Origin of the sequence: Nocardioides sp. Bht2, assembly GCF_047308515.1 — a bacterium.
Taxonomy (GTDB): domain Bacteria; phylum Actinomycetota; class Actinomycetes; order Propionibacteriales; family Nocardioidaceae; genus Nocardioides.
In genome coordinates, this window is the sequence record NZ_JBLBWI010000015.1 from 83,936 (window position 1) to 108,795 (window position 24,860).

A 24,860-nucleotide genomic window follows, 5' to 3' on the forward strand; every position below is an offset into this window, starting at 1 on the left:
GCGACGAGTCTAGGTCGTCACCGTAGACGCTGGACCCGCTCGCGGTGCGAACTGACGTTGTCGCCCTGGATCGAGGTGCGCTTGGTGCCGTGCACCTCGTCGACCTTCCGGTCGTTGCCGGTGACCGGCTGCGCCTCGATCAGGGTCTCCCGCTCGAAGTCGTGCGACTTGTCGGTGTTGCGGTAGTACCGGAAAAGTCCCCAGTAGACGGCGCCGCCGCCGAGCGGGCCGAGCAACAGGATGAACCAGGGGCTGTCGCCGGAGTCGGCCGACGTCTGAGCCAGGTAGGTGGCTGCCTCCACCGCGAGCGCGTTCACGAGACCGCCAGGATCGCGATGGCAACGCCTTCGAGCACGGTGCCGGTGGCCAGGGCTGCGAGCCCCAGGCGCCAGTAGGAGACCGGCACACTGCCCATCGTCTCGCCGTTGCGTCCGTTGACGGCGATGTAGTGAACCATCGCTCGGCCTCGTTCCTCGTGGTAGTAGGAGTAGAGCCAGACCGGGAGGTACATCGAGACCCAGCGGGTGCCGTGGACGTCGAGTCCTTCGGCCTCCCAGCGGACGCCTCGGTCGTAGTTGCTTACCGAGCCCTCGACCTGGGAACGGGCGATGGAGAGCAATTGGTGCTCCAACGCCGGCCGCATCGCCTCGACGTCCTGGTCACGGCGCTCGGAGGTGTAGCCGACCAGGTAGTTGGCGTTCCACTGCACGGCGTTCTTCGTGTCGAACGGCAGGATCGTGTTGATCACGTTGTTGGTGTTCGCGAACGCCGTCATGTTGGCGCGCTCGCTCGACGACTCCAAGGTCAGGTCGTCGACGGTGAAGTCCACGTGCCGATCGATCTGGTAGACGTCGGCGTCGTAGACGGTCTCCTTGTCGTCTCCGGTACCGCGGGTGTAGCGCCGAGTCTCGATCTCGCCGTGCCCGGCGACGTCGGCGCTGATGTTGCCGTCGACCGTCATGTAGGGGAGGTAGACGCCGACCACGTTCTCGGGCTTGAACTCCTTGAGGAACTGGCGATGGGCGAAGGTGCGCCGCTTGCTCGCGAACTCCTCGATGTGTTTGACGGCCTGTTCCCGGGTGACGCTGAACGGCAACACCGCGTCCGGGACGGCGCCGTTGGGCACCTGGGTGTTGACGGCGAGGACGTGCCTGCACCAGTGGCAGCGCGACGACGTCGCCTCAGCCGTGTTGACCACGACCTCCGCGCCACAACCGCCGCACTTCAGCGTCAAGAGACCGGCGTCGGCATTGATGTCGGCGGCACCGGAGGCGACCGTGGTCCCGGTGAGGTCGCGCAGCGAACCTTCCCCGGTGACGAGCGGGTCGATCTGCTCCTCTGCCCATTCGTGGCGGCAGAAGAGGCAGATCAGCATGCCGGTCGAGACCCGCAGTTGGATCTCCGTCGAACCGCACTTCGCGCAACGGTTGACGCCGTCACGTAGGTCGGTGTTGGCGGTGTCGATCGTCGGTGCGTCGATCGGCGGCGCTTCCGGCGCCGGCTCAATGGGGGTCTCGCTCATCATGGAGTCTCGGGTCAGAGACCCAGAGCCTTGGCCTTCGCCGCGTCGTAGTCCTCCTGGGTGATCAGACCGGCGTCGAGCATCTGCTTCGCCTTGGTCAGCATCGCCATCGGGTCCTCGGCGGCCGGAGCCGGCTCGGCGGGTGCCGCAGGTGCGGCGGCTGCCGGGGCGGCAGGCGGAGTGGACTGGGCGCCCACGCCGGGGACCGGCTGCTGGAGGCCACCGATGCCGATCGAGCTGGCCGCCATACCCATGCCCATCATCCCGCCGGGACCGGCGTTGGCGCCGGCCGACTCCATGCCCGCGGCGACCGAGGCCTGCAGGTTGGAGTTGCCGCGGGCGCCGGAGAGGGCGTCGGCGCGCTGGACGTTGCGGAGCAGTTCGCGGGTGGCCTCGTCGTACTCGATGGCGATGATCGCGGTGGAGACGATCTCCAGGCCGCGGCCCGAGGCCCACTTGTAGTTCTGCTCGACGGCGGCCGAGAGGCTCTGTGCGAATCCGACCGAGTCCTGCTGGATCTTGGTGATCCGGTTCCCCTTGGCCGGGTCGTTGGTGTACATCGAGAACGCGGGGGCGAGCGAGCCGACCACCTCGTTGAAGAGCTGCGAGGCGGCGTCGTTGTCGACGTCCGTGAAGTCGAAGACGCGGCCCGGCTCGAGGTAGGCAGCGGGCACGAACGCCTTGATGAAGAGGATCGGGTCGGTGATGCTCAACGTGTAGGTACCGCGGGTGACCGCACCGACCTGAGCGTTCATGTAGGCGTCGTCCCAGTAGATCTCGGACTGGGTTCCGAAGCGGTTGTTGGGCAGCTCCTTGAGCGTCACGAAGTAGGCGCGCTGCTGCGAGCTCGGCCGGCCGCCGAACTTGAACCGCTCCCACGACGTGGTGATCAGCGGGCTCACGATGCCGTTCCCGGCGAAGATCGACTGCGAATCCTGCGCCTCGGAGTTCCACTCATAGGCGCCGGCTTCGGCAGCGAAACCGGTGATCGCGCCGTCCTGCATCAGCACCAGGCCGTAGCCCTCGGGCACCACGATCTTGGAGCCGTTGGTGATCACACCGTCGGAGGCCTTGGTGTTGGAACCGCGGTCATTGTTGGTGCCACGCGGGACAGCGGAGAACAGCGCCGCCGTCGGAGCCAGACCGTTGGGGACGGTGTAGAAGTCCTTCCACTGGTCGGCCAAGGTGCCGCCGAGCGCACCGATCGCTGCCTGAATGAGTCCCATGAGTGCGCCTCCGTGTGTGCAGGGTCAGAACCGCGGCCCAGCCTAGCGGCGCATCCTCGCGATGTACGGCGAAAGTTGGCGATGACTGGTTCAACGGCGGCGGTCCGGGCAGGATGCTTGGTCGCTTTCTCCCCGGACGGCCCGCGACATCACCAGGCAGGTGACCGCGTAGCGGTGTCACGCAGTCCGGTCCGGATCAGGTGAATGTGTAGTCCTGCAAAGGGAAATGGTTCGCGTCCCACATCGTCTCCAGGGTCGATGATGGTCGGAGCGGGACGTCGCCGTGCTCGTCGAAGTAGTAGCTGTTGGCGGTGGAGCACTGACCTTGGAAGAACACCTGCTTGTCGCGCCGTGCGAGCACCGAGGCGAAGTAGGCGGCGTTCGCCCGTTCGGTGACCTCGACCCTGGTGGCCCGGCGCTTCCGCGCTGTTTCGAGGAGCCGGACGATGTGGCGGCTCTGGGTCTCGATCAGGTTGAAGTATGAGGACCCGTTGTAGCCATAGGGGCCCAACACCGAGAACAGGTTGGGGAACGCCGGCACGCTCACTCCGTGGTAGGCCTGGAAACGGTGGGTCAGCCAAAAGTTCTCCAGGTCGGCGCCGCCGCTGCCGGTGACCGGGAACGGCGGCATGTTGCCCTTCTCGAAGACCTTGAAGCCGGTGGCCAGGATCAGTACGTCCAGCTCGTGCTCGGTACCGGATGTGGTCTGCACACCGTCTGCGGTGACCGAGGCGATCGGGTCGACGTCGAGCAGCACGTTGTCTCGGTTGAACGTCTTGAGGTAGACGTTCGAGAAGCTGGGACGTTTGCAGCCCAACGAGTAGTTCGGCGTCAGCTTTCGGCGCACCTCAGGGTCGCGCACGGAACGCCGCAGGTGGAGGTGCCCGAGCTTCTCGCCCGCGCTCGCCGTCGGCAGGTAACCGTGGAAGTGGGCGGCGAGCGGGAAGGTGACCTCGACGTACGACTGCGCAGCCAGACGAGCGACTGCCTTCGAGCCGGGCACCAGGCCGAGCACCGTACGCACCGGCCAGGGCAACGGTGCATCGGGTTTCGGCAGGCACCAGATCGGGGTGCGCTGGAAGACGGTGAGTTGTTCCACCTGGGGTGCGATGGACGGGATGATCTGGACGGCGGAGGCACCGGTGCCGATGATCCCGACGCGTTTGCCGGTGAGATCCACCGAGTGGTCCCACCGTGCGGTATGGATCATCGTGCCGCGGAAGTCGTCGACACCGGGGATCTCCGGCTTCTTCGGCTTGGTCAGGACGCCGGTCGCCGAGACGAGGAAACGTCCCGTCACCATCTCGCCGTTGGCCAGCCGGACCCGCCATAGGTCCAGTTCGTCGTCGAACTCGGTGTCGGAGACGCGTGCGTTGAGGCGGCTCCGGCGCCGCACGTCGTACTTGTCGACGCAGTGCTCGGCGTACGCCTTCAGCTCCGCGCCCGGGGCGTAGACCCGCGACCACCCGGAGAGTTGCTCGAAGGAGAACTGGTAGGAGAACGACGGGATGTCTACGCCGACACCCGGATAGGTGTTCCAATGCCAGGCGCCACCGAAGCCGTCGCCCTCCTCCAGCAGTAGGTAGTCGCTGAAGCCGGCGCGGTCGAGGACGATGGCGACGCCGATCCCGGACAGGCCGCCACCGACGATGATCACCTCGTGGTCGGGCTGCTGGCTCATCCGACCTCCTTCTGCGTGGGCTGTTCGGTGCCGGCGAATCGGGAGGTGGTGCCGACGACGATCGTGTCGAATCGGTACTCGACGCCGTCGGTCGCACGCACGCCCTGAGTCACGATGGCGTAGGCCGGCCAGTGGACCAGCCGGGTACGCGGATCCTGCAGAGCCGTGTAGTAACTGGGGGAGGCCTGCGTGCGGTGCGAGTCGAAGCGGTGCGGCGTCAACTGGCGCCGCAGCCAGGGATCGCGCACCGACACCCGCAGGTAGGCCTTCGATGCGAGACGCCGCAGCCTGCGGGTCGGGATACGGACCGGGGTCACCCACGTCGGTGACTCCTCGAAGACCGTCACCGAGGCCGCCGTGTGCAGCAGTTCGGGCAGGATCGTCGCCGCCTCGGCGCCGGTGGCGAGCAGGGCGACACGTTCGCCGCGGTAGTAGGTCTCGAACCAGTCGGTGCCAGTGAGCAGACGGCCGGTGAACGGCTGCTGGGCTTGGGGATTGATCACGAGGCGACCGACTCGGGGGAGAGCCCGTCGACCCAGGACTGGGGCTTGCCCAACAGGCTGCGTGGTACGTGGTTGGTGATTGCGACCAGCGGATCCGCGAGGAGCCGGTGATAGGGGTGCCGCTCGTTGACGATCATCGCGCCCATCGCCTTGAGGACGTGGTAGGAGACCAGCTTCTGGGTGTGCACGCCGCGGCTGCCGATCTTGTTGTAGCGGCGGATGGCGTTCATCAGCTTGCGTTCCTCAAGACCCATCGCCACGACGTTGTTGCGGATCTTGCTGATCAGCGGCACGAAGACCACGATCAGCCCGACCACGATGCGCGGGTCCAGCAGCGTCACAGCGTTGGTCAGCTGGTCGACCGTCCCGCCCATCCCGATCAGCTCCATCACCTCGAAGTCGGTGGTGATGTGGCGTGCCTCGTCGGAGTTGATGTGCCGGAACACCTGGGCGCAGACCGGATCGCTGACCTCATCGGTCAGGAACTTCACCAGGGCGCCGTCGAGAGCGACCTCCAGCAACGGGATCAGCGCCGCGAGTGCCGCCAGGGGAAGATTGTCGCCGTAGCTGTCGAGGACCTTGATCGCCATCTTCACCTGGATGTTCGGCTCTGGGATCCGGTCGCCGTCGAGCATGCCCCACCGCTTCATCAGGGCGAGTTCGGCGTTGGCGTGCTTCTGCTCCTCGGCGTGGAAGTACTGGTAGATCTCCCGGATCGTCGGCGTCGGTGCCTTGGTGGCGAGTGCTGCGAAGCCACGGGCACCGATGTGCTCGATCCAGACGAGGTCGGCCATGAACGGCTTCAGGCGCTGCCGTGTCTCGGCCGACATGGTCTCCGCGCCGGGTGCCTCCCAATCGATGTCGGCCAGCGACCACTGCTTGTCCTTGATGGTCTGCAGCATCGCGTCGAAGTCGTAGCTCATCGCGGTCCTTCTTCCTCGGGAGCGAACGGGGCGAGTCGGGCGAGCATGCCGCCGACTCGGGCATGCGTGGTGGGGGTGAGCCGTTTGGCGAGCCAGATCGCCTTGGCGTCCAGCTGCGGGACGACGTACAGACGGCCCTTGTCGTGATCGTCGAGCGTCATCCGGGCGACCTTCTCCGGTGACATTCCGGCGAAGTCGGCGATCCGTGCCGCAGCCCCCGCCACGGAACTCTCGATCAGGTCACCGCTGAAGATGTTGGTCTTCACGAACGTCGGGCAGAGCACGGTGACGCGTACACCGGTACCGGCGAGCTCGGTCGCCAGGGTCTCGGAGAGGCTCATCACCCCGGCCTTGCTGACGTTGTAGGCAGCCATCCGAGGCCCGGCGGCGAACCCGGCTGCCGAGGCGGTGTTGATGACGCCGCCGCGACCCGCCTCCTTCATGGCCGGAAGGAAGTGGTGGCAGCCGTGGATGACGCCCCACAGGTTGATCCCCAGCGTCCGCGCCCAGTCGTCCAGGCTCGCCTTGCCCACGGTGCGACCCCCAGCACCGATACCGGCGTTGTTGATCAGGAGCGTCGGTGCCTCGTTGAACCAGTCGAGGGCACGGTCACGGAGTGCGACGACGTCGTCGGAGCGGCTGACGTCGCAGTGCGCCGTGATCGCGGTGCCGCCGGCCCGTTCGACCAGCCGGGCCGTCTCCTTGGCGCCGGTTTCGTCGATGTCGGCGCAGACCACGTGGCCGCCACGGGCGGCGAGTTCGACGGCGAGGGCGCGGCCGATCCCGCTGCCGGCACCGGTCACTACGGCTTTGGCCCGCTTCGTCAGCGGTTTGGTGAATCCGATCATGCTGTCGCTGCCTCCTGCGTTGGGATCGTCGCCGCGACCGGTGACTGGGCGACGTCCGTGAGGTGGACGCCGATGAAGTCGGCGATCTCGTCGAGTGCCCGGTTGCTCTCGGGCATCAACGCGGTCATCGCCTGGAACACGTGCATCAGGCCGGGCCAGACCCGGTGCTCGACGGGGAAGCCGGCGGCGCGGATGCGGCGCGCCAGTTCGGTGCAGTCGGCGGCGAGCATCTCGCGGGAGCCAGCGTGGACCAGCGTCGGCGGGAAGGCGTCGATGTCGTCGAACGCGATCCGGAGGCCCTCGTCGCTGCGGGCGGCATCGTCGGCGTAGTGCGCCATCACCCGGCGCGCGACGTGTGGGGAGGCGAAGGGGTCGTGCTCGACCCGGTCGCGGACGGCGCTCCGGGCGAGGTCCAGGTCGATGACGGGCGAGAGGGTGACGACGGCGGCAGGCAGCGGCTCGTGGGCACGGGCCAGGCCGAGTACCAGGGTGAGCGCCAGATGCCCACCGGCTGAGTCGCCGGCGACGACGATCCGGGAGGGATCGTGCCCTTGGGCGAGGAGCCAGTCCCACGCGGCACGCACGTCCTGGGGTGCTGCGGGGTAGGCGTTGTTGGGGGCGAGTCGGTAGTCGATCGAGAAGACCGGGTGGCCGGTGCGCGCCGCGATCTGCGAGGTGAGACCGCGATGGGTGCGGGCTGAACAGACCACGTATCCGCTGCCGTGGATGTAGAGCACGACGCCGTCGGTGCGGTCGGTGGCCGGGGTCCGGACCCACTCGCCCCGCACGATCGGACCGTCCGCGGACGGTTGTTCGACCGGGGTGAAGGTTGCGCCGCGCACGGGTGGGGAGGCGAACGCGAGCCCTCCGGCGATGAGTTTCCGAGAGATCAGGGTGCCCAACCGGCCGGAGGGGAGCACAGCGGTCAGCGGGCGCCAGGTCGCGGCGAGTACGTCCATCGTGATCCGGCTCCGGAGCGACAACCCCGGTGCCGACCAATTGTGAAGGCGCATGCCCGCAGATTGCTGTGGCAAGGGGGTGGATGTCAAGATCCATGTCATGTCGCGTGTCGCCACTCAGCGTTCGTACGGCGGACGAACCGCCGCGGAACGTCGCGCCCAGCGCCGGACGGCGCTGCTCGAAGCGGGCCGCGACCTGTGGTGCGAGCAGGGCTGGGCAGCCGTCACGATGCGAGGCGTCTGTGCCCGGGCCGGCGTCACGGATCGCTACTTCTACGAGAACTTCACCGACCGCGATGCCCTCCTCGCCGCCGTCGCCGGCGAGGTGCGCCAAGAGGTGACGGCGCTCCTGCTCGCCTCTGTCGAACCGCACCTCGAAGCGGCGCCGGCGGTGCAGTTGCGAGTGGCGCTGGAGACGATCATCGACTTCATCGCCACCAACGCCGGCAACACTCAGATCTTCTTCGGCGACCATGGTGGCAGTGACCTGCTCGAGGCGATGCGTCGCGAGACGATCGGCACCGTCGTCGATCTGTTCCGGGTCTACGTCGAACCACACCTGGCGCCCGACGTCAGCGACACCGAGCTGCGGGTGGTGTTGTTGGTCGGTATCGGCGGCTTCGTCGAGACCGCCACCGCCTGGCGCGCCGGCGAGATCCAGGCAACCGCGCCCGAGCTCGTCGAGATGCTGATGGGCGTCTCTCGACGGCTCGGGCACGGGCTGATCGATCTGGGGGAGTAGGTCGACGGCGGTGCCTCAGGTGCAGTCGCTGGTCAGCTCTTCTCCGCGTACGGCTTGATCGAGCCAGGCGAAGGCGTCGTCGCGGGGCCTGACTGGAAGCGGATGGAGTGGGCAGTGGACGCCCTTCCGGCCAACGACCCGGCGCGTTCTCAGGACTGAAGGTGTCCTGCCCGGTTACGACGGATTGACCAACAGGCTGAAGGTCACCGCAGCGCTGCCGACCGAGTTCGCCGTCGCGCTCAGGCCGCCTTGTGGCCCGGAGGAGACCGGCCCGCCGCTGTCGCCCAGGACCGCTGCGATGTGGCCGCTCGGGGAGCCGGCGCCCGTGGACCGTTGGGTGACGCCTGCGGGCAGTGTCCACCCGGAGGTAGCGCCGCTCTTGTCGGTCCAGTGGCTCACCAGCCACTGCTCACCGTCCGGCGCGGTGACCGCCGGAGTGACGTGCGCAGCGGTGTCACTGGTCTGCAGCAGGATCGCCGTGTCGGTCAGTGGTGTGCCGGTGTCGACGCCGCGGTAGGCGGCGACGGTCGTGGCGTCCTTGGCGTAGCCGCTTGAGACCACCGTCACCGCAGAGCCGGCGTCTGCGGCCGTGGCGAGCCTTGTGTACAGGCGCCCGACGATCCCGCCGCCGGCCACCGCTTCGGCCTGGGTCCAGCCTGCCGGCACCGAGTACGCCGGCGTGGTGCTGTTGGCGGTGAAGAACAGCACGAGTAGATCACCGGCCTGGACCGATGCCGGGATCGTGACCGTGTGGTTCTGCCGGTTCCCGGTGGTGGTCGCAGCACCCACGAAAGTCACGGGGTTGGCGGTCTGCGAGGGGCTGGCGACCCGCGTCGTCGTACCCGTGAGGCCGTCGTTGTCGGTCACCGTCAGGGTCACCGTCCGCGAGCCTGCGGAGGCGTAGGTGTGGTTGGTGGTCGAACTCGGGCCGGCGGCCGTCTGTCCGTCGCCGAAGTTCCATGCATAGTTGGTGATCGTGCCGTCGGAGTCGTCCGACGCCGAGGCGTTGTACGAGCAGGCGAGCAGGGTGCAGGAGACGGTGAAGGATGCCGACGGCGGCTGCTGGGGCGGCGGGGTGATCGTGGAGCCCTGGTAGAGGAACATCGCCCGCGACGACCAGCCGGTGCCGGCGGTGGAGATCACGCTGGCTGTGCCGGAGACCGCGCCGGTGCCGTTCCAATTGGCGACGTTGAGGGTTCCGGAGCTGGTCGCGAAGTAGAGGCGTCCGTTCGCCACGAACGCTCCGCGCATCGTGGAGTAGCTGACTCCGGTGACCGAGCCTGCGGCGAACCGCTGCTGGCCGACGATGTCCGACTCCGGCTCGAACGCCCGGCGGTAGAGGGAACTCTCGCCGTTGCGGGTGAAGTAGATCTGTCCGCGGTCGTAGAACATCGTGCTGATGTCCGGGAGGTCGCTGTCGTGCCAGGCGTCCATCCGGGAGAGCGCATCGCCTGCGGCGACGGCGGTCTCGGGGCCGTAGGTGGTTCCGTCGAAGGTGTGGCGGGTGAGGTTGCCGTTGGCGTAGCCGGTGTAGAGGATGCCGTTGATCATGAAGGCGCCCACCGAGGTGCCCCATCCGGAGCCGTTGGGCGCGTTGGCGGACGACGTCACCTGGGTTCCGTCGAACCCGCGGCGGAGCAACTGCGAGCCGCCGCTGGCGACGCGGAAGATGTCGCCGGGCAGGGCGAGCGGCACCTGCGGTGGCAGCTGCTCGCCGGTGGCCAAGGGCAGGAACGCGACCTTGCGGTGGGTCTCGCCGGCGAAGGTGTCGGTGTCCGAGCCGACGAAGAGCCCTTGGTCGGTGGCGATCATGTCCCGGACGCCGGCCCCGAGGGTGCGGGTCGGGTTCCAGGCCCAGGGCAGGCCGTTGAGGGTGTTGAGGGCGGCGATGCCGGGACGGGAGACCGCGCCGTCGCCGGCGGTGTTTCCGGTGGTGGGGTTGTTCTGCCAGCGCTGGTGGCCGCCGGCGTAGACGACGTCCTGGGTCACCTCGACGGTCCAGGTGGTGTCGCCACCGGTGTAGGCGGACCAGGTCGGCCGGACGTCGGCGCCCGTGGCGTTGGTCTCGTAGCGGAAGACGCCGTCGCATCCGCTGGTGCCGTTCATGCTGGCGGTGTAGCCCCCATAGCCGCCCGCGGTCGCGACGACGAAGAAGGTGCCGTCGGGGGAGTACTCCACGTCTGACATATAGGTGTGGAAGACCGGGTTGCATCCGGATTCGAACTGGGTCGTCGCATAGTTCGCCAGTGCGTAGCTGGCGCCGGAGATGTCGAACACCGCGAACTGGTGCCGGTTGCTGCCGTTGACGGTGGCGAAGTTGCCGATCGCGACCAGCTGGTTGTTCGCCGGGTTGCTCGCGATCTGCAGGACGCTGGTGGTGGTGTTGGGTTGGTGCGAGCCGGCGAGCACGCCGGTGAAGTAGGTGTCCCGGGCCCCGGTGGTGGCATTGATGGTGGCGAGTGCCCGTTGCGGTTGGCCCTGGACGTGGGTGAACTTGCCGGCGATCCAGAGTCGGCCGCCGGTCACCGAGATGTCGCGGACCTCGCCGTTGAGAGTGCCCGGCTGGAACTGCGTGATCCGGGCGCCGGTGGTGATGTCCGCCTTGTAGAGACGGCTCACCGAGGTCGTCGTCCCGTTGGAGGTGACACTGGTGAAGTTGCCGCCGATGTAGACCGACTGGCCGTCGGGGGCTGGCAGCACCTTGCTGACCTGGGCATTGGGATTCGGCGCGAAGGTCGTGCTGATCAGACCCGTGGTCGCGTTGAAGGCGAAGAGGTTGCGGCGCGGGATGTCGGTCGAGCTTCCCGCGTTGCGCACGGTGGTGAAGTTGCCTCCGACCACGATCAGATTGCCGACCTTGGTCATGGTCTGGACGTCGCCGTCCATGATGTGCGGCGTGAACGCCGAGGGATCGTCGCTGACGATCCTGCCCGGGTGTGGAGCCGCGTTCCCCGTGTCCGCGCCTTCGGCTGGACCGACGGCCGCCAACGCAGCCGCCAACAGGGTCGTCAACAGGAAGATCATCGTTCGGCGCACGGACGCGCACCCCCAAGGTCCCTAGGCTCGGGACGAGCCCTCTGATCCAGTGTGCGCACCGTCGGCTGCGGACGAATGACCAATTTTGGACAAGCCCGTGCCGTGCTCAGACTGCAGCGTCTCGGCGCGCGACGTAACGCACGAAGGCTGGGTGATGATCCCGTCGGGCACGACTTGCATCTAGCGGCATGGTGAGTAACAGGTGAGGATGCGTGGCATGGCGTTCAGACATGACCACGAGATCGAGATCGACGCTCCAGCCGCCACCGTGTGGGAGGTGCTGACCGATTTCGATGCCTACCGCGACTGGAACCCCTTTGCCCGTGACGTGCGCTGCGAACTGCGGCCGGGGGGTGCGATCGACATGCAGGTCGCGCTGGTCGGACGGCGGACGTTCCGACAGCGGGAGTTCGTGAACTCCGTCGCGCCGGGAGAAGGATTCAGCTATTCGATGAAGCCGGCGCCCGGCGGTCTGCTGCGGAGCCGCCGCGACCAACGCGTCGTCGACCTGGGCTCGGGCCGCAGCCGCTACACCTCTCACTTCGAGATCATCGGACCGCTGTCACCTGTGGTCGCCGGGCTGCTCGGTCGCGCTCTGCGCCGCGGCTTCGACGCCAACGTCGCGGCTCTGAAGCAGCGGGCCGAAGGTCGCTGAACCCGTCGAGGTTGTGCGGACTTCTGGGGTCGTAGACGAGGCGAGCGAGGGCCTCCTTCTCGGCCCTCGGGAAGCAACGCGGTCGCGGGAGTGGGCCCCCGCGCCTTCGAGGCCGAGCTAGGCCGACCACGAGCTGCTGCTCGACTTGGCACACGCAGCGGAGATGGTCGACGCCTCCGGACTGCGTGGGAGTGGAGATGGGGCCGGGCTTCAGGTGGGCGTGGATCGCGTTGATGGCGGCCGTGATGTCGCCGAGAACCTCGGCGGGGAGCTGGCCTACAGCGGCAGCAGATCCTTCTCGGCCCGGGCGCGGACTCGCTCGCTCAGCCCGCTGCATGACATCAGGTCGACGCGGACACCGAGCAGGTCTTCGAGCTCCTGCTGGATTCCGATGATGTCGATGATGCTGGTGTCGGGGGCGAAGTCGACGAGCAGGTCGACGTCACTGTCCCCATGGTCGTCGCCGCGGGCGGTGCTGCCGAAGATCTCGGGCACGGCTCCATCGTAACGGCGAGAGCCGTCGTCGGTAGCGGTGAAGGTCATGCCCGATGCGCCGTCAGAACGCAGGGGAATGATGGGCTTCAGCCGGACCGCGACGCGGGGCTTCAGGTCCAGTGGAGGGCTTCGTGCGACCAGGTCTTGCCGTCGGCGTCACCCGAAAGCGCTGGGTTGATGAGCCGTGTGACGAGTGCCGCGGCGAGGTCGACCGTGCGGTAGTTCGCGCAGTAGGGGACGGGCCTGCTCAGCTTCGCGTAGCCGGTTCCCCATGTGGAGGGCGCCGCAAAGCCGTCGAACGGCTCCATCTGGCGTCGGCGCATCTCGGTGACGGTGGCGATTCGCAGCGCGGTGCCATCGACCTCCTGGGTGGTCGCGAACACGACAAGGTCGACGAGGTCCTTCTCGCGGCTCGACGAGCGTTCGTTGTACTCGGTCATGGTCGCGCAGACCTTGTCGGCGATCTGGTCAACGACGGGGTAGAGGCGGTACTGGTGGTTGACGAGGCGCGGCAGTTCCAGTGCATTCGCCGGGGCGGTCGTGGTGACCTCTCCGGTGATCCCGGTACCTACGGCGAGGTCCACCTGCAGCGATCCCTTGCTGCTGAGCCCTACGAAGATCTCGAACCTGACCTCGTAGCCCTCGGTGTAGGGCTGGGCGTCGTTGCCGATCGACTCGGTGTGGCTGACGTACTGGAAGCGGAAGTGATCGCCGAGGTCGATCTCCGCCAGGCGGACCAGGTCATCGAGGGCTTGGGTGAGCGTGAAGCCGCGGCGGTACAGGTCGATGTCCCGAGTGGAGCGCGTCGAAGGCACTCGGGCGAGCATGCCCGTGCCGCCCTTCAGCACCCAGTCGGACTCCTCGGCCTCGGAGAACACCCGGCTCAGGAAGCGGTTGAAGTGCTCCAGCTGGATGCGGTTGTTGACGTCGAGCGAAGGATCGGCAGCAGCCGCTCTCTTCGCGGCGTCCTTGATTGCGTTCTCGACGCCTCGCGGAGTGGAGTAGGACTCGGGCTCAGTCACGCGTGACCGCATTCTGTGTCTCACAATTGGCTGTGATCGGTTCCGGCTCGACCGCGATGGTTTCGCTCAGAGCTTTGACCCAGGCTCGGCTGAACTCCTCCATGACGTTGCTGTTGACGACTTGAGCTGAGATGCGGCGCGCGATCTCGTCGAGACCGGAGTTCTTGACCACGTTGGCGCTCACCCCCGCCACGGTTGCGTCGATGGCGGCAAGCTTGGGCGCCATCGCGCTCTGGACCGTTGCGGCAACCGACTCTTGGGTCGAGCGGATGGTCTGTTGCATCTCGGGAGTCATGACTAGCCGCGCGATGTGTTCCTGGCTGAGGCGGGTGAGGTAGGTCGCAGCGACCCGGGAGCCGAGCGACGCGTCGGCGGCGACTCGTCGAGCGACAGCCTCCGGGTCAATGCCTGCGATCTCCATCAGCCGATCCAGCAGGGCGGCTCCATCACCCTTCTTGAATCCGTTGCGCCGGGCATGGGGAGCGAGGAGTGATCCGAGCCGCTCGAGGTCGAGGTCCCGCTTGCGAGAGGCGTCGCGTAGTGCGTCGGCGACGAGACTGAGGTCGCCCACCTCGTCGACGAGATCAGCGATGGTGCGCTCCATCGTCATGACCGGCAGGCCATCGGCGAGCGTGACGTCGCTGGGGTCGAGCGTGCGCTGGCGGTAGCGGATCGCGCTGCGCTGACTCTGCCGGCGGCCGGGGCAGACGAACTCATGCCGTAGGGCGCGGAAGTCACCGATGGCATGCAGCTCGGCGGCGGATTCTCCTGCCACGACCACGCCGCTGGCGCCGTCCTTGAGGCGCGCCTCGCCCATCTCCTTCGAATCGGTGCTGAGCCAGGCCGCTTTCAGGGCGTCGTGCGGGCCGCCGGGAGCACCGGCGTCCTTGTAGACCCCGTGAGCGACGCGTTCCAGCTGGCCGTCGGCGGCGAGTCGGGAGAGATCGAGCCGGGTGATGCCGTGCATGCTGGCTTGGGCCGCCGTCACCATGCCCCACTGGTAGGCGGTGATCTCGGCTAGCGCACGGAGAGCCTCCCTCGACTTCATGCTTGGATTGTATCGCCCTGAGAGATACTTTCCAAGTATTTCCATGAGAGGTCTGGGTCCGGTCCCGACCACTGCTCATTTGGGCCCGCGACGGGTGCTCGGCGACCCCGTCGGGGATGCCGGCGAGCCAGGGGGCCCGTCCTCGACCAGCGGTAAAGCGAGACCGGCCCCGTCACCGCGTTTCCGTGGTTCCGGGGCCGGATCTCGACAAGCTCGATCACCGAGGGGCGAGCTCGATCACCGAGGGGCGAGCTCGATCAGCGAGGGGCGAGCTCGATCAGCGAGCGCTGATCAGATGTCGTAATAGTGACCGACTGACCCGCCCTGACCTGCGCAAACGCTGTCGATCAGCCCGCTGGGTACGCTTTGGGTACGCTCGCCGTCGCGCTCCAAGCGAGCTGCACGGGGTCCCAAGTCGATGCATCGCCCGCGTTGGCGAGGGCTGGATCGACGAACCGTGCGACCAGGGTTGCGGCCTCCGCGGCCGTGTGGGTCTGGGCAGACGGCACACCCTTCGCTGTGTTCGGGTAGGTGCGGTGCCAGGTCTCGGGGATGGTGAATGCGGCGAACGGGGCCATGCCGCTGAGTGCCTGCTTGGTGGCGATCGCGACTCGTAGTTCGCCGAGGTCTACCGACTGGGTCTGGGCGAGCACGACGAGGTCGACCAGGTCCTTGACGCGACTACTACGACGCCCGCCCGGGTAGTCAGTGCTCATGGTCGCGCAGACCTTGTCGGCGATCTGATCCACGACCGGGAACAGTCGGTAGGGGTGAGTGACGAGCTGTCTCTTCAGCTGCAGGCGGTTGGCCGGTTCGACGTACTCGGGTGTCCCGATGGGTGCCGGGCCCACGACGACGTCCACGGTGACCGTGTCGATCTGCGCGCCGGTGTCGACGTCGAGGCAGGCATAGATTAAACGGCGCGTGGCCAGGCCGGGTTGGTTCTCGCCAGCGCCGGTCGGCAGCGACCTCGTGAGGCGGAACGTGAGGTGGTCACCCAGATCGACAGCGACCAGTGTGGACAGCTGTCGTTCGGCCTCGTCGAGGTCGGTGGCTCCGCGCGCTGCAAGATCGACGTCCTTGGTGGTCCGCGATCGTGGGACTCGGGCCAGCATGCTCAGGCCGCCTTTGAGCATCCACTCGGTGGCCTCGCCCTCGGCGAACACGCGGGACAGGAACCGGTCGTAGCGGGCTTGGCGGATCTGCGCGTCCACTGTGGCCGCGCTGACGCCGGCACCGGCTTCGCGGGCGGCCTTCTTCGCGGCGTCCTTGATCGCGAGCTCCACGGCGCGCCAGTCGCCATACCCCTGTGCGTCAACCATGGAGCGCCCCCTCTGCGTTGGGAGCCAGGATTTCGTCGAGCGATTCGAGCAGGACGCCTGCATCGTCCCTCAGTCGGGCCGGGGCTGCTGTCAGGTCGGCCCGCAGCCGCTGCGGGTCGGTGATCTTGCCGAACCGGGCGGCCTCGCGCAGGGCGTCGTCGATAAGTGAGGTGTCCGTGCCGAGTGCGAGCAGGTCGGTGATGGTTCGTTCTGTCGTGAGAGTCGGCAGCCCGTTGACGGAGGTGGCGTCGGCAGGAGTGAGCGGGCGGATGCGCAGGCGTACGTCGGGCAGGCGCGTGGTCTTGCGGGAACCGACGATGAAGTCGATGCCGTCGAGGAAGAAGTCGCCGATCTCGTGCACCACGGCCGCCGTGACCCCAGCCGCCACCAGGGCAGGTGCGCCGGCCTCGGTCGGCTGGGAGGTTGCACCGCCCAGCGCCAGCCAAGTTGCGTAGATGCTCTCGTGATCCTGTGGGGGAGAGCCGGCCATCCGATAGACGCCATGAGCCAGACGTTCAAGCACCCCACTCGCTGTCATTCGCACAAGCTGCTTGCGCGAGACCCCGACCGCCTCGGCGTGGGCGGTGGTGAACATGCCCCAGCGCCGTGCGGCCAGGACGCCGAGCCGGGACACCGTCGAGTCACTCACGACATCGATTGTACCCACTTCAGGGAACAAATGCTGTAGCGACAACTCGGGGCCGACAGACGCCCTAGTCATCGTCCACTTCGCTCTCGGTCGAAGTGTCGTCGCTGTCGTGCCCGAAGACTGCGTCGATCGTCTTGCGGGTCCGCTCGTTCGAGGTCGGCAGGAGGTGGGTGTAGGTCCGCAGCGTGAAGCCCGGGTCGCTGTGGCCCAGGTGCTCACTGAGCGCCTTGATCGACTCGCCGCCGTCGAGGAGCGTGCTCGCATAGAAGTGCCGCAGCGCATGGCACCCGTTCTCACGCTTTGACTCGATGCCTGCTTTCTCCAGCGCAGGTCGCCAAATCCGTGTGTTGAAGTAGTTGCGGTTCAGTGCGCCGCCTTCGCGGGTGGTGAGCAGGAGGGAGACCGTGCGCTCTGCGCCGTCGAGGCGGTCCCACGCCATGGTGACGTCCCGCGGAGGGAACTTGGTCATGTGCACGTTGATCGCTTCGAGAACCGAGTCGGGGAGCGGGACAGTGCGGGTCTTGCGTCCCTTGGGGAGTCCGAAGAGGAGCTTGTTGCCGGAGCGGATCTTGACCTGTCGGACCACACGCACCTCGGCGTTATCGATGTCGATGTCCTCAGGGGAGAGGCCGAAGATCTCTCCTTGCCGCAGACCGAGTCCTGCTCCGAGATGCGCCAGCAGCCGGTACTTCTCAGTGAGCGCTTCGCGCACGTCGTCGACCTGCTCGACCGTCCAGGGCACCATCTTGCGCGGTTCGGTCTTGGGGCGTCGGACCGATGGGGCCTTGCACGGGTTCTTCTGGATCAGGTTGTCGTCGACCGCCGCGGTGAACACCGTGGACACATTGGCGTAGAGCACCTTGCGATACGTCGGCGCAAGCTCGGACAGCCCGCGAAGCCAGTTTTGGATCGTGGAAGGTTTGACCTCGGCCAGCAGCTTCGGGCCCAAGGTCGGGTAGGCATGCAGGCGTAGCCGCAGTTCGACGGCCTCGTGGGTTCCTTCGTCGAACGTCTGCGCAGCGAGCCACCCAACGGCGTACTCCTTGAAGCTGATCTTGCCCGCCGGTGAAAAGTACCCAACCCATGCTCCGCAATGTAGATGCGTCGTTCGTATCCAGTGGTCGAAACAGGAGAAGTTGCTGAGTCTCAGCCACCTGGACGGGCCGGCCCTGGGCCAGCACCAATGGCGACTGCGGAGCGACTACCCTCCAGTTGCCAGCAGAAGCCCAGCGCAATCGTCTCCGAAACGGGGTGGGAGAGACCGAGATCGGCCGAGACCCCGCAGTACTCTGACCTGAGTCGTTGTCCTAGGTTCGGGGCATCCTCCCAGGTCAGAGCTTGTGTGAGGCGGTAGGTCCGAGATTCGCCGAGATGGCGAAGCCTCGGCTCCTGTTTCAGGGGCCAGGGGTTCCAGTCCCCTCACCTCCACCAGATCTAGGCGTACCCGGCCAGGACGCTGGTAGCGGCGAGCCTCGTTGAACGAGCGAGAACCTCCGAGTGGCATGTGGCTTGTCTAAGGCCCATTCCAGCCCGGAGGTTCCCGCGGCGACATCCGGCTGCGGGTGCGGTCGGGACTGCCCGGACTGCGGGAACCGGCAGTGCGCGTGGGCAGGCTCCGACGCTCCGGGAGTTCGCCGCCGATCTCAGATCCCGGAGCAGAACCGAGACTCCGGCGGGCGTCATCGTTCCCGGGAACGGCTCGTAGCTGAATGTAGGAAGTCCTCCACAGCCACCCGTGTGGGTGCCATGGAGGACTTTGTTTCCTGGTGGCGAGGCGCCGTCATCTCACCTGGATGGTTCGGGTGCGCAGCAACTTGCCAGCGTACGAGACAGTGACCTTGTACTTCCCATGGCGCTTAGGTGCCTTCAACGTGATTGCGTTGGAGCGGACGCTGAGATTATTGGTGGTCCTGCGCTTGCCCTGCTTCCACACCACCTTTACCGGCTGGCCGGCGGCGATACCGGTGGTCCGGACCTTCCGCTTCGTCGCCCGGGGGGTCTTGGTCGGCAGTATACCGACGCTGGCCCGCATCGCGGGGTAGGAGCCGTCGACTGATCGGACGAAGACGTTGCCCCAGTTGGAGGTGGGCAGCGGGGTGATGTCCGGGGCGTGGGACTCGAAGAGCACGTGCATCCCGTTGCCGCTGATCGCGGTGATGCCGGATGCATGTGAACTCTGGGTGCCGTTGCTGCGCAGGCTCACCCGGATCGTCCGACCGGTGGCGGTGTCGTGGCGGAAGACGTCGGCCTGGCGGTTGGTGTCCCCGCCGACGAGGTTGCTCGCGAAAGAGTTGAAGCTGACGTGGCGCCCGTCCCGGCTGATCGCGGGGGCCTTGGAGTGGTCGTTGGCCCAGGCGCCGTCGGAGTGGCGACTGGCCGCAAGGGTTGTGCCGGTTGCCAGGTCGCGGATGTACACCTGGTCGATGCCTGCGGGCGCGCCGGGCAACGACACCTCGGCGTTGCGCGCGACGAACGCCACGTGCGTGCCCTCGGTGTTCATGACGGGGTTCTTGCTGCCGTCCTCACCGGCCGCCACCAAGGTTGTGGTGCCGGCGCTCCGGTCCCGGACGAAGACATCGGTGTCGTGGTTGTTCTCCCCGGGCACCAGGAAGGCGTCCAGACTGAGGAAGGAGACCTTCTTCCCGCCGCGGCTCACGCCGAGCGACGACCCGGTCACGACGTGTCCGGTGGCACCGAGCGAGTTGCGGCTGACGACCTCGATCGCGCCGGTGACGGTGTCCTTGAGGTACGCCTGGGCGCCGGGTTCGTCGTCGCTGGTCAACCCCTTCGCATGGGAGATGAAGCCCACGTACCGACCGTCCGGGCTGATCGCGGGCGAGGCGGCGCCGACCGGCGTGTTGCCGGGGATGGTGAGTTGGCCACCGCTCGCGCTGGTGCTGACCCGGGTGGTCGTGCCGCGTCGCAGGTCGCGGACGAACACATCCGACTTGTCGTTGGTGTCGCCGGGTACGAGGTTGGTGGCGGTGGAACGGAAGGCGACGTAACGCCCGTCCTCGCTCATCACCGCTTCGTCGCTGTTGTGGTTGGCGAGCTGACCGCGGTGACCCACCGAGACCAGCGTGGTGGTGCCGAGTTTGCGGTCGCGGACGAAGATCTGCCATACGCGCGCTTGGCCGGCCCGGTTGGTCATCGGGGCCGAGGACTCGAAGACGGCAAACCTCCCATCCGTGCTTAGGGCGTTCGTCTGGCGGCTGGCCCCACCTACCCGGCTCGTCCCGGAGCCGGCGTGGAACCCGCCGGTGGTGACGCTCACGCGGTCGGTGAACGGGCGGGCCGCGGCGTGGGTCGGCGACGCCGTTGCAAGGGCGAGACCGGAAGCAGCCAGGGCCACGGCACCCAACACCGCGATGGGGCGTCGGGTGCGGATGATGGAGGTGAGCTGAAGGTGCAAAGCGATTCCTTTCGAATGGTCGGTGCCTAAAGTCTCGCGAGCAGCCTTTGAGGTTCCTTAAAGTTCGCTCGGATAGTCGGCTAGGGTTCCAGGTTCGGACTGCTGAGGAGGACCAGACGTGCGGGTCGGCACGGAGCCTTGGGTGGGACGGGGACCAGAGATGGTCCACCTCGAACGCGTGTGGCGGCAGGGGCGCCGCCGGTTGCGAGTGGTCGCGATCACCGGCGAGGCGGGGATCGGCAAGACGCGGCTGGTCGCCGAGTTCCTGTCGCGAGCCCAGGCGGGGGGAGCCCGGGTGCTGCAGGCGAGCTGCGAAGAGTTCCTTGACGAGGCGCGCGCACCGATGCTCGAGATGCTCCGAAGTGATCTGGCAGGTAGAGACGTCGAAGCGCTCGTCCGCGACCTGGGCGACGCCGGTGTGCAACTCGCCCGCCTGCTGCCCGAGTGGACCGCCTGCGCGCTCCCCCCGGATCGGCCGGCTGAGGTCGTACCCACTGTGGTCGATCCGGCCCGGGTGAGGTTGCAGCAACTGGAGGGGATGGTCGGATGGCTCCGGGCTGCGACCAGTGCGGATGACCTGTGCCTGTTCATCGACGACGTTCACTGGGCGGATGCCGAGACCGTTGCGGTGCTGGAGCACCTGGTCGAGCATCACACTGACCTGCCCTTGTTGTTGCTGGTGACCTCACGCGAGCACGGGTCGGATGCCGCGGAACAGTTGCTCGCTGGTGTGCTGCGTGCTTCGGAGACGGTCGTGCGGCTCCCGTTGGGAGGCCTGGGCGACGACGAAGTCAGGCGTCTGGTGGGCGCGGAGCTGGCGTCCCTTGAGGACGAGGGGCAGCCGGATGCCGAGGAGTTCATGGGTCGGGTGTGCGACGTGGCTGGCGGCAACCCCCTCTTCGTGCGCGAACTCGCGCGCTCGCGCGCTGGTTCGACGTCGTCCGATCCGGTGGCAGGGGCGGACGTGGGCCTGGTGGTGGGGGAGATGATGCCGTCCCATGTGCACCAGGTGATCCGGAGCCGTGCGGCCCGGCTGCCCGAGTCGGTGCGGGAGTGCCTGCGGGCGGCGGCGGTGGTCGGTCGTGTTTTCGAGCCGGGCCTGGTGGCCGGAGTGACTGGTCTCTACCCGGCTGAGGTCGACCGAGCGCTCGCATCGGCGGCGGAGGCGGCGTTGGTCGAAGAGCACTCGGCTGCGCCGCTGCGGTTCCGGTTCTGCCACGAGGCTGTACGCATCGCGTTGTACGACGACGTGGGGCCGCTGCAGCGATCCGACCTGCATCACCGGGTGGGACAGTTGGTCGAGGAACGTTCGGTGGATGCCGATTCCGAGGTACACCATCTGGCGTTGGGGCACCACTACGGGCGGGCTGCCGATCCTACGCTCGAACGGCGCGCTGCTGGTCATCTGCGTCGGGCCGCCGAGCTGGCGGCCGAGCGTGGGGGACACGCGGCGGCAGTGCGGCTGCTCGCGCGCGTGGAGGGCTTGTTGGGGGATTCGGCGGCGGCTGCAGAGCGTTGTGACCTGGCGATCACCCGCGGCGTCGCGGAGTTCTATGCCGGCTTGCCGGGATTCCGGGACACGCTGTTGGGCGCTGCCCGCGAGGCGGCCCGGGCGGGATTGCATGAGCATCTTGTACGGGCCGTGGTCGCCAACCACCGGGGCTGGTACTCGAGCACGACGAGCGTCGATGACGAGCGGGTCGAGCTGATCAGGCTGGCCCTTTTGCGTTGCCCCGACGATGACCTTCGTGCCCTTGCGCGGCTCAACGCGATGTGGGCAATGGAGAAGGTGCGCGAGCCGCAGGAGCGGGGACGGGTGCTCGAGCGCAGCCTCGCCTCGGTCCTACTTGCGGAGCGGCTGGGGGACCCGGACCTCCTGATCGACATCCTGTGTGACCGGTTCTCGGTGTTGTACGCCTCCTTCGAAGACCCGGTGGGTGTGGCTGGGTTGGCGCGCCGGATCGAGGACCTAGCAGAGCGGAGCGGCGGGGAGTCGCACGTGCTCAACGCCGCGATCGCGGTGGCGCAGTCGACGATGATGATCGGCGACTTCGCGACGTCGGACGAGGCACTGGAGTTGTCGGAGGCGTTGGCGGCGCGGATCCATCGCCCGGTGCGGCTGTGGTTGGCCCGGGTCTGGACGGCGACCCGTGTCGCCATGCGTGGTGACCTCGCGCGGGCCGAGGAGTTAGCGGGGGAGGCGCTGGAGTTCGGGGTGACTCTCAACCAGCCGGACGCGTTCACCTGGTACGCGGGGCAGCTGTTCTGCCTGCGGAACCTGGCCGATCGGCTTGAGGAGATAGTGGAGGCGATCGAGGAGCAGGTCAATGCACACGCGGCCACCGTGCCCGCGTGGCGGGCCGGGCTGGCGCTGGCGCTGGCGAAGGTCGGGCGTACTGGTGAGGCGCGGTCCATCGTCGATGAGTTGGTGGCCAGAGAGGGTGCGGGGATCCCGCAGGACATGATCCGGTTGCCCGGTCTCGCCTTCCTGGCCTGTGCGGTCGCGGAGTTGGGTGACGTCGGCGCCGCGCGGGTGGTCCACGACGAGTTGCTGCCGTATACCGGGATGTTCGCGCACAACGGCACGATCGATGCCGGCCCGATCGATCTGCACTTGGGGGCGTTGGCGGTCACCTTCGGTGACTCGGACCGCGCGAGCCGGTATCTGGCGGCGGCCTCCGGTCAGTGTGACAGGGCCGGGGCCGAGGCGTGGATTACGCACGTGGACAGGTGGCTGGGGGTCGCGGTGCCAGCCCAGGCCCGGATCAGCGTCCTAGGGACTTTCGGGGTGGTGGGGGTCGGCGGTCAGGAACCGGTCCGGTGGACCTCCCGCAAGGCGCGCACGTTGTTGAAGTTTCTGGTCGCCAGCCACGGGTCTGTGGTGCGACGCGAGACCATCCTGCATCTGTTGTGGCCCGACACCGATCCAGACCTGCTCGCCAACCGGTTCGCAGTGGCGCTCGCGACCGTACGTCGGGCGCTCGACCCGGACCGGGCCCGGCCGACCGAGCACCACGTGGAACTGCGCGACGACCTGGTGCGGCTCCGGGTCGAGCATCTCGATGTGGATCTGGACCAGTTCCATGCCCTGGCCGTCTGCGAGCACCGAGAGGGTCTGCGCCGGGCGGTGGATCTGTACCTTGGTGACCCGTTCATGGACGAGCCGGACGCCGAATGGGCCGTGGATGTACGGGCGCACGCGCAGGTCTCGTGGCGTCAGGCGCTCACCAGACTCGCGGGCCTGGAGGCGGAGCGTGGCGACCTGGTCACGGCTGCGGGCCTCTTCCGCAAGGTGTTGGAGGTGGACCCGTACGCCGAGAACGCGGCGCGTGGTCTGGCCGACGTGCTGACGCAGATGGGCATCCGCGGCCAGGCAACGACTGTCCTGACCGACCTCGACCTCTGAGCCGGGCACTCATGACCGCTGACGGCCGGACCGGCTGTACCCGCCGCAACGTCCAGTGGTTACGCGACTGGCGATGTGCTCTCGATCTTCGCTGAGGCGAGGAGCAAGAAGTCCTCCCGTACGAGAGGGCCTCCGAGGTACTGATCAGCTTCCGCCAACGTGTTCGCCATCAAGCCTTACCGCTACCGGGGCGCCAAGATCCCCACACCGTGGTCGGGCCTTACCCCGTGTCGAAGAACCGGGGGTAAGGCCCGCGGCCACGGCACGAACATCGCCAAGGGCGGCGTGCTTGTCGACGAGAGGTACGCTTGCGGCCCGAGCGATTGTGGCGAGCTTGTAGTTCGGTGTTGAGAAGGTCTGGCGTCCCAGCCATAGGGTGCACAGCGCTGGCGTGGGGGCGGTGCTGATCCCGGCGCGTCGAAGTTCGGCGGCGAGGAATGCCTCTTCGAATGTTGCGTTGTGGGCGACGACTACGGTGCCACTCAACCGACTCATGAGTTCGGGAGTGACGTCGGCGAAGGTGGGCGCATTGCGCACCTGGTCGTTGGTGATGCCGTGGATGAAGGCGGGGCCGACGTCGCGGCCTTCGGGGTTGATCAGGGTTGCGAACTCGTCCTCGACCTGTCCGCTGGCGTCTACACGGTCGACGGCGACCTCAACGACGCGGTCGTGTCTGAGGCTGAGCCCGGTAGTTTCGAAGTCAATGACGGTGAACGGTCCGAAGCCTCTACGCCACGTGGGAGAAAGACCCGTCCGTTGGTGCTCGGTCCCAAGCCGGGGACGGACACTGGCCTTTTCCTGCCGCATTGGTTCATGAACAACGAGGAGCACCTGACTCTGTTGCGTGCCAGCGAAGGTGTCCAAGCCCTGGTGCTCCAGCGCGCGATCGCAGATACGCGGCTTGCGGGAACGAGCAGGGGCGCGGACGCAGACCAGCTGGACAACGTCCGAACCACCCTTGGCACTCTGGACGCGCTCAGCAAGAACACGATGGACGCCGAAGCTCCCGCTCTTCGTCAGCTCCAGTCGCTTTCAGATGTCTTGGCGAAGAATGCCGCTCGAGTTCCCCCGATCCAAGCACGCTGGCGGCGTATGGCCGAAGTCGTGCTCAAGGTCATCACCAAGTTGGCTCTTCGGGACAACGTCAAGTATCAGACGCTGACCGCTGAGCATCGGGACCAGCTGACCACGTTGGCGAATATCTTGAACAACGAGATCACCGCGGCACTCAATGATCTTGGGCTTGGCAGCGGCAAACGCCAGCGCTGACTTTGATGCGCCCGTCTTCTACTCCCTACAGGCATTGTGCGACATCTTCCTTCCGGCGCGGGTCCAACTGGAGCAGGCGGTTGATATGGGTCTGCCCCCGGTCTGGTTGACACTCGGGGTGTGCGGTAGTCAGGCCGCGTCT

Annotated in this window: 21 protein-coding genes; 4 read left to right on the top strand and 17 right to left on the bottom strand. The window is 67.3% G+C overall.

Annotated elements, in window-relative coordinates:
* Positions 1–17: 17 nt before the first annotated feature.
* The 8 genes from ACLM5J_RS16800 to ACLM5J_RS16835 all read right to left on the bottom strand — a co-directional run bounded on the left by ACLM5J_RS16800 (position 18) and on the right by ACLM5J_RS16835 (position 7,716).
* Positions 18–317, bottom strand: a complete 300-nt coding sequence (locus tag ACLM5J_RS16800) for a hypothetical protein (RefSeq protein WP_413657632.1) — start codon at positions 315–317, stop codon at positions 18–20.
* The gene (locus ACLM5J_RS16805; protein WP_413657633.1) at positions 314–1,522 is read right to left on the bottom strand and encodes a hypothetical protein; all 1,209 of its coding nucleotides are present in this window, start codon (positions 1,520–1,522) and stop codon (positions 314–316) included. The genes ACLM5J_RS16800 and ACLM5J_RS16805 overlap by 4 nt, the downstream gene beginning before the upstream one ends.
* Positions 1,523–1,536: 14 nt before the next feature.
* Positions 1,537–2,748, bottom strand: a complete 1,212-nt coding sequence (locus ACLM5J_RS16810) for an SHOCT domain-containing protein (RefSeq protein WP_413657634.1) — start codon at positions 2,746–2,748, stop codon at positions 1,537–1,539.
* 196 nt (positions 2,749–2,944) lie between these two features.
* The gene (locus ACLM5J_RS16815; protein ID WP_413657635.1) at positions 2,945–4,429 is read right to left on the bottom strand and encodes a flavin-containing monooxygenase; all 1,485 of its coding nucleotides are present in this window, start codon (positions 4,427–4,429) and stop codon (positions 2,945–2,947) included.
* Entirely contained in the window at positions 4,426–4,932 is a 507-nt protein-coding gene (locus ACLM5J_RS16820) for a hypothetical protein (protein WP_413657636.1), read from the bottom strand. Before ACLM5J_RS16820 ends, ACLM5J_RS16815 begins: the two co-directional genes overlap by 4 nt.
* Positions 4,929–5,855 carry a ferritin-like domain-containing protein gene (locus ACLM5J_RS16825; protein ID WP_413657637.1) on the bottom strand — a complete coding sequence of 309 codons (927 nt, stop codon included), beginning with the start codon at positions 5,853–5,855 and terminating at the stop codon, positions 4,929–4,931. The genes ACLM5J_RS16820 and ACLM5J_RS16825 overlap by 4 nt, the downstream gene beginning before the upstream one ends.
* The gene (locus ACLM5J_RS16830; RefSeq protein ID WP_413657638.1) at positions 5,852–6,703 is read right to left on the bottom strand and encodes an SDR family NAD(P)-dependent oxidoreductase; all 852 of its coding nucleotides are present in this window, start codon (positions 6,701–6,703) and stop codon (positions 5,852–5,854) included. The genes ACLM5J_RS16825 and ACLM5J_RS16830 overlap by 4 nt, the downstream gene beginning before the upstream one ends.
* Positions 6,700–7,716 (bottom strand): alpha/beta hydrolase, encoded by a 1,017-nt coding sequence (locus tag ACLM5J_RS16835; RefSeq protein ID WP_413657639.1) that lies wholly within the window; start codon positions 7,714–7,716, stop codon positions 6,700–6,702. Before ACLM5J_RS16835 ends, ACLM5J_RS16830 begins: the two co-directional genes overlap by 4 nt.
* A gap of 46 nt (positions 7,717–7,762) precedes the next feature.
* Between ACLM5J_RS16835 and ACLM5J_RS16840 the strand changes: the two genes are divergently transcribed.
* Positions 7,763–8,404: a TetR/AcrR family transcriptional regulator gene (locus tag ACLM5J_RS16840; protein WP_413657640.1), complete on the top strand. Its 642-nt coding sequence runs from the start codon at positions 7,763–7,765 to the stop codon at positions 8,402–8,404.
* Between the two features lie 174 nt (positions 8,405–8,578).
* Here ACLM5J_RS16840 and ACLM5J_RS16845 read toward each other — a convergent pair whose 3' ends face one another.
* The gene (locus ACLM5J_RS16845; RefSeq protein ID WP_413657641.1) at positions 8,579–11,440 is read right to left on the bottom strand and encodes a PKD domain-containing protein; all 2,862 of its coding nucleotides are present in this window, start codon (positions 11,438–11,440) and stop codon (positions 8,579–8,581) included.
* Positions 11,441–11,657: 217 nt separating this feature from the next.
* Here ACLM5J_RS16845 and ACLM5J_RS16850 point away from each other — a divergent pair, with 217 nt between their 5' ends.
* Positions 11,658–12,095 (top strand): SRPBCC family protein, encoded by a 438-nt coding sequence (locus ACLM5J_RS16850; RefSeq protein ID WP_413657642.1) that lies wholly within the window; start codon positions 11,658–11,660, stop codon positions 12,093–12,095.
* Positions 12,096–12,371: 276 nt separating this feature from the next.
* Here the strand turns inward: ACLM5J_RS16850 and ACLM5J_RS16855 are convergent, their stop codons facing one another.
* The 7 genes from ACLM5J_RS16855 to ACLM5J_RS16885 all read right to left on the bottom strand — a co-directional run bounded on the left by ACLM5J_RS16855 (position 12,372) and on the right by ACLM5J_RS16885 (position 20,043).
* A complete protein-coding gene (locus tag ACLM5J_RS16855) occupies positions 12,372–12,590 on the bottom strand; it encodes a nucleotidyltransferase family protein (protein ID WP_413657643.1) in 219 nt (72 codons plus the stop codon).
* 110 nt (positions 12,591–12,700) lie between these two features.
* Positions 12,701–13,612: a nucleotidyl transferase AbiEii/AbiGii toxin family protein gene (locus tag ACLM5J_RS16860; RefSeq protein ID WP_413657644.1), complete on the bottom strand. Its 912-nt coding sequence runs from the start codon at positions 13,610–13,612 to the stop codon at positions 12,701–12,703.
* On the bottom strand, positions 13,605–14,705 hold the full coding sequence (locus ACLM5J_RS16865; protein ID WP_413657652.1) for a type IV toxin-antitoxin system AbiEi family antitoxin domain-containing protein: 1,101 nt from the start codon (positions 14,703–14,705) through the stop codon (positions 13,605–13,607). The genes ACLM5J_RS16860 and ACLM5J_RS16865 overlap by 8 nt, the downstream gene beginning before the upstream one ends.
* A 302-nt stretch (positions 14,706–15,007) precedes the next feature.
* Positions 15,008–15,982 carry a nucleotidyl transferase AbiEii/AbiGii toxin family protein gene (locus ACLM5J_RS16870; protein ID WP_413657645.1) on the bottom strand — a complete coding sequence of 325 codons (975 nt, stop codon included), beginning with the start codon at positions 15,980–15,982 and terminating at the stop codon, positions 15,008–15,010.
* Positions 15,975–16,631, bottom strand: coding sequence for a type IV toxin-antitoxin system AbiEi family antitoxin domain-containing protein (locus ACLM5J_RS16875; RefSeq protein WP_413657646.1), 657 nt, complete (start codon positions 16,629–16,631; stop codon positions 15,975–15,977). Before ACLM5J_RS16875 ends, ACLM5J_RS16870 begins: the two co-directional genes overlap by 8 nt.
* Positions 16,632–16,695: 64 nt before the next feature.
* A complete protein-coding gene (locus ACLM5J_RS16880; protein ID WP_413657647.1) occupies positions 16,696–17,475 on the bottom strand; it encodes a tyrosine-type recombinase/integrase in 780 nt (259 codons plus the stop codon).
* A gap of 936 nt (positions 17,476–18,411) precedes the next feature.
* The gene (locus tag ACLM5J_RS16885; protein ID WP_413657648.1) at positions 18,412–20,043 is read right to left on the bottom strand and encodes a TolB family protein; all 1,632 of its coding nucleotides are present in this window, start codon (positions 20,041–20,043) and stop codon (positions 18,412–18,414) included.
* Between the two features lie 142 nt (positions 20,044–20,185).
* On the opposite strand from ACLM5J_RS16885, the gene ACLM5J_RS16890 reads away from it, so the two are divergent.
* Positions 20,186–23,449, top strand: a complete 3,264-nt coding sequence (locus ACLM5J_RS16890) for an AAA family ATPase (protein ID WP_413657649.1) — start codon at positions 20,186–20,188, stop codon at positions 23,447–23,449.
* Between the two features lie 144 nt (positions 23,450–23,593).
* Here the strand turns inward: ACLM5J_RS16890 and ACLM5J_RS16895 are convergent, their stop codons facing one another.
* On the bottom strand, positions 23,594–24,256 hold the full coding sequence (locus ACLM5J_RS16895) for an exonuclease domain-containing protein (RefSeq protein WP_413657650.1): 663 nt from the start codon (positions 24,254–24,256) through the stop codon (positions 23,594–23,596).
* A 6-nt stretch (positions 24,257–24,262) separates the two neighbouring features.
* On the opposite strand from ACLM5J_RS16895, the gene ACLM5J_RS16900 reads away from it, so the two are divergent.
* Positions 24,263–24,718 (top strand): hypothetical protein, encoded by a 456-nt coding sequence (locus tag ACLM5J_RS16900; RefSeq protein WP_413657651.1) that lies wholly within the window; start codon positions 24,263–24,265, stop codon positions 24,716–24,718.
* The last annotated feature ends 142 nt before the right edge of the window (positions 24,719–24,860 follow it).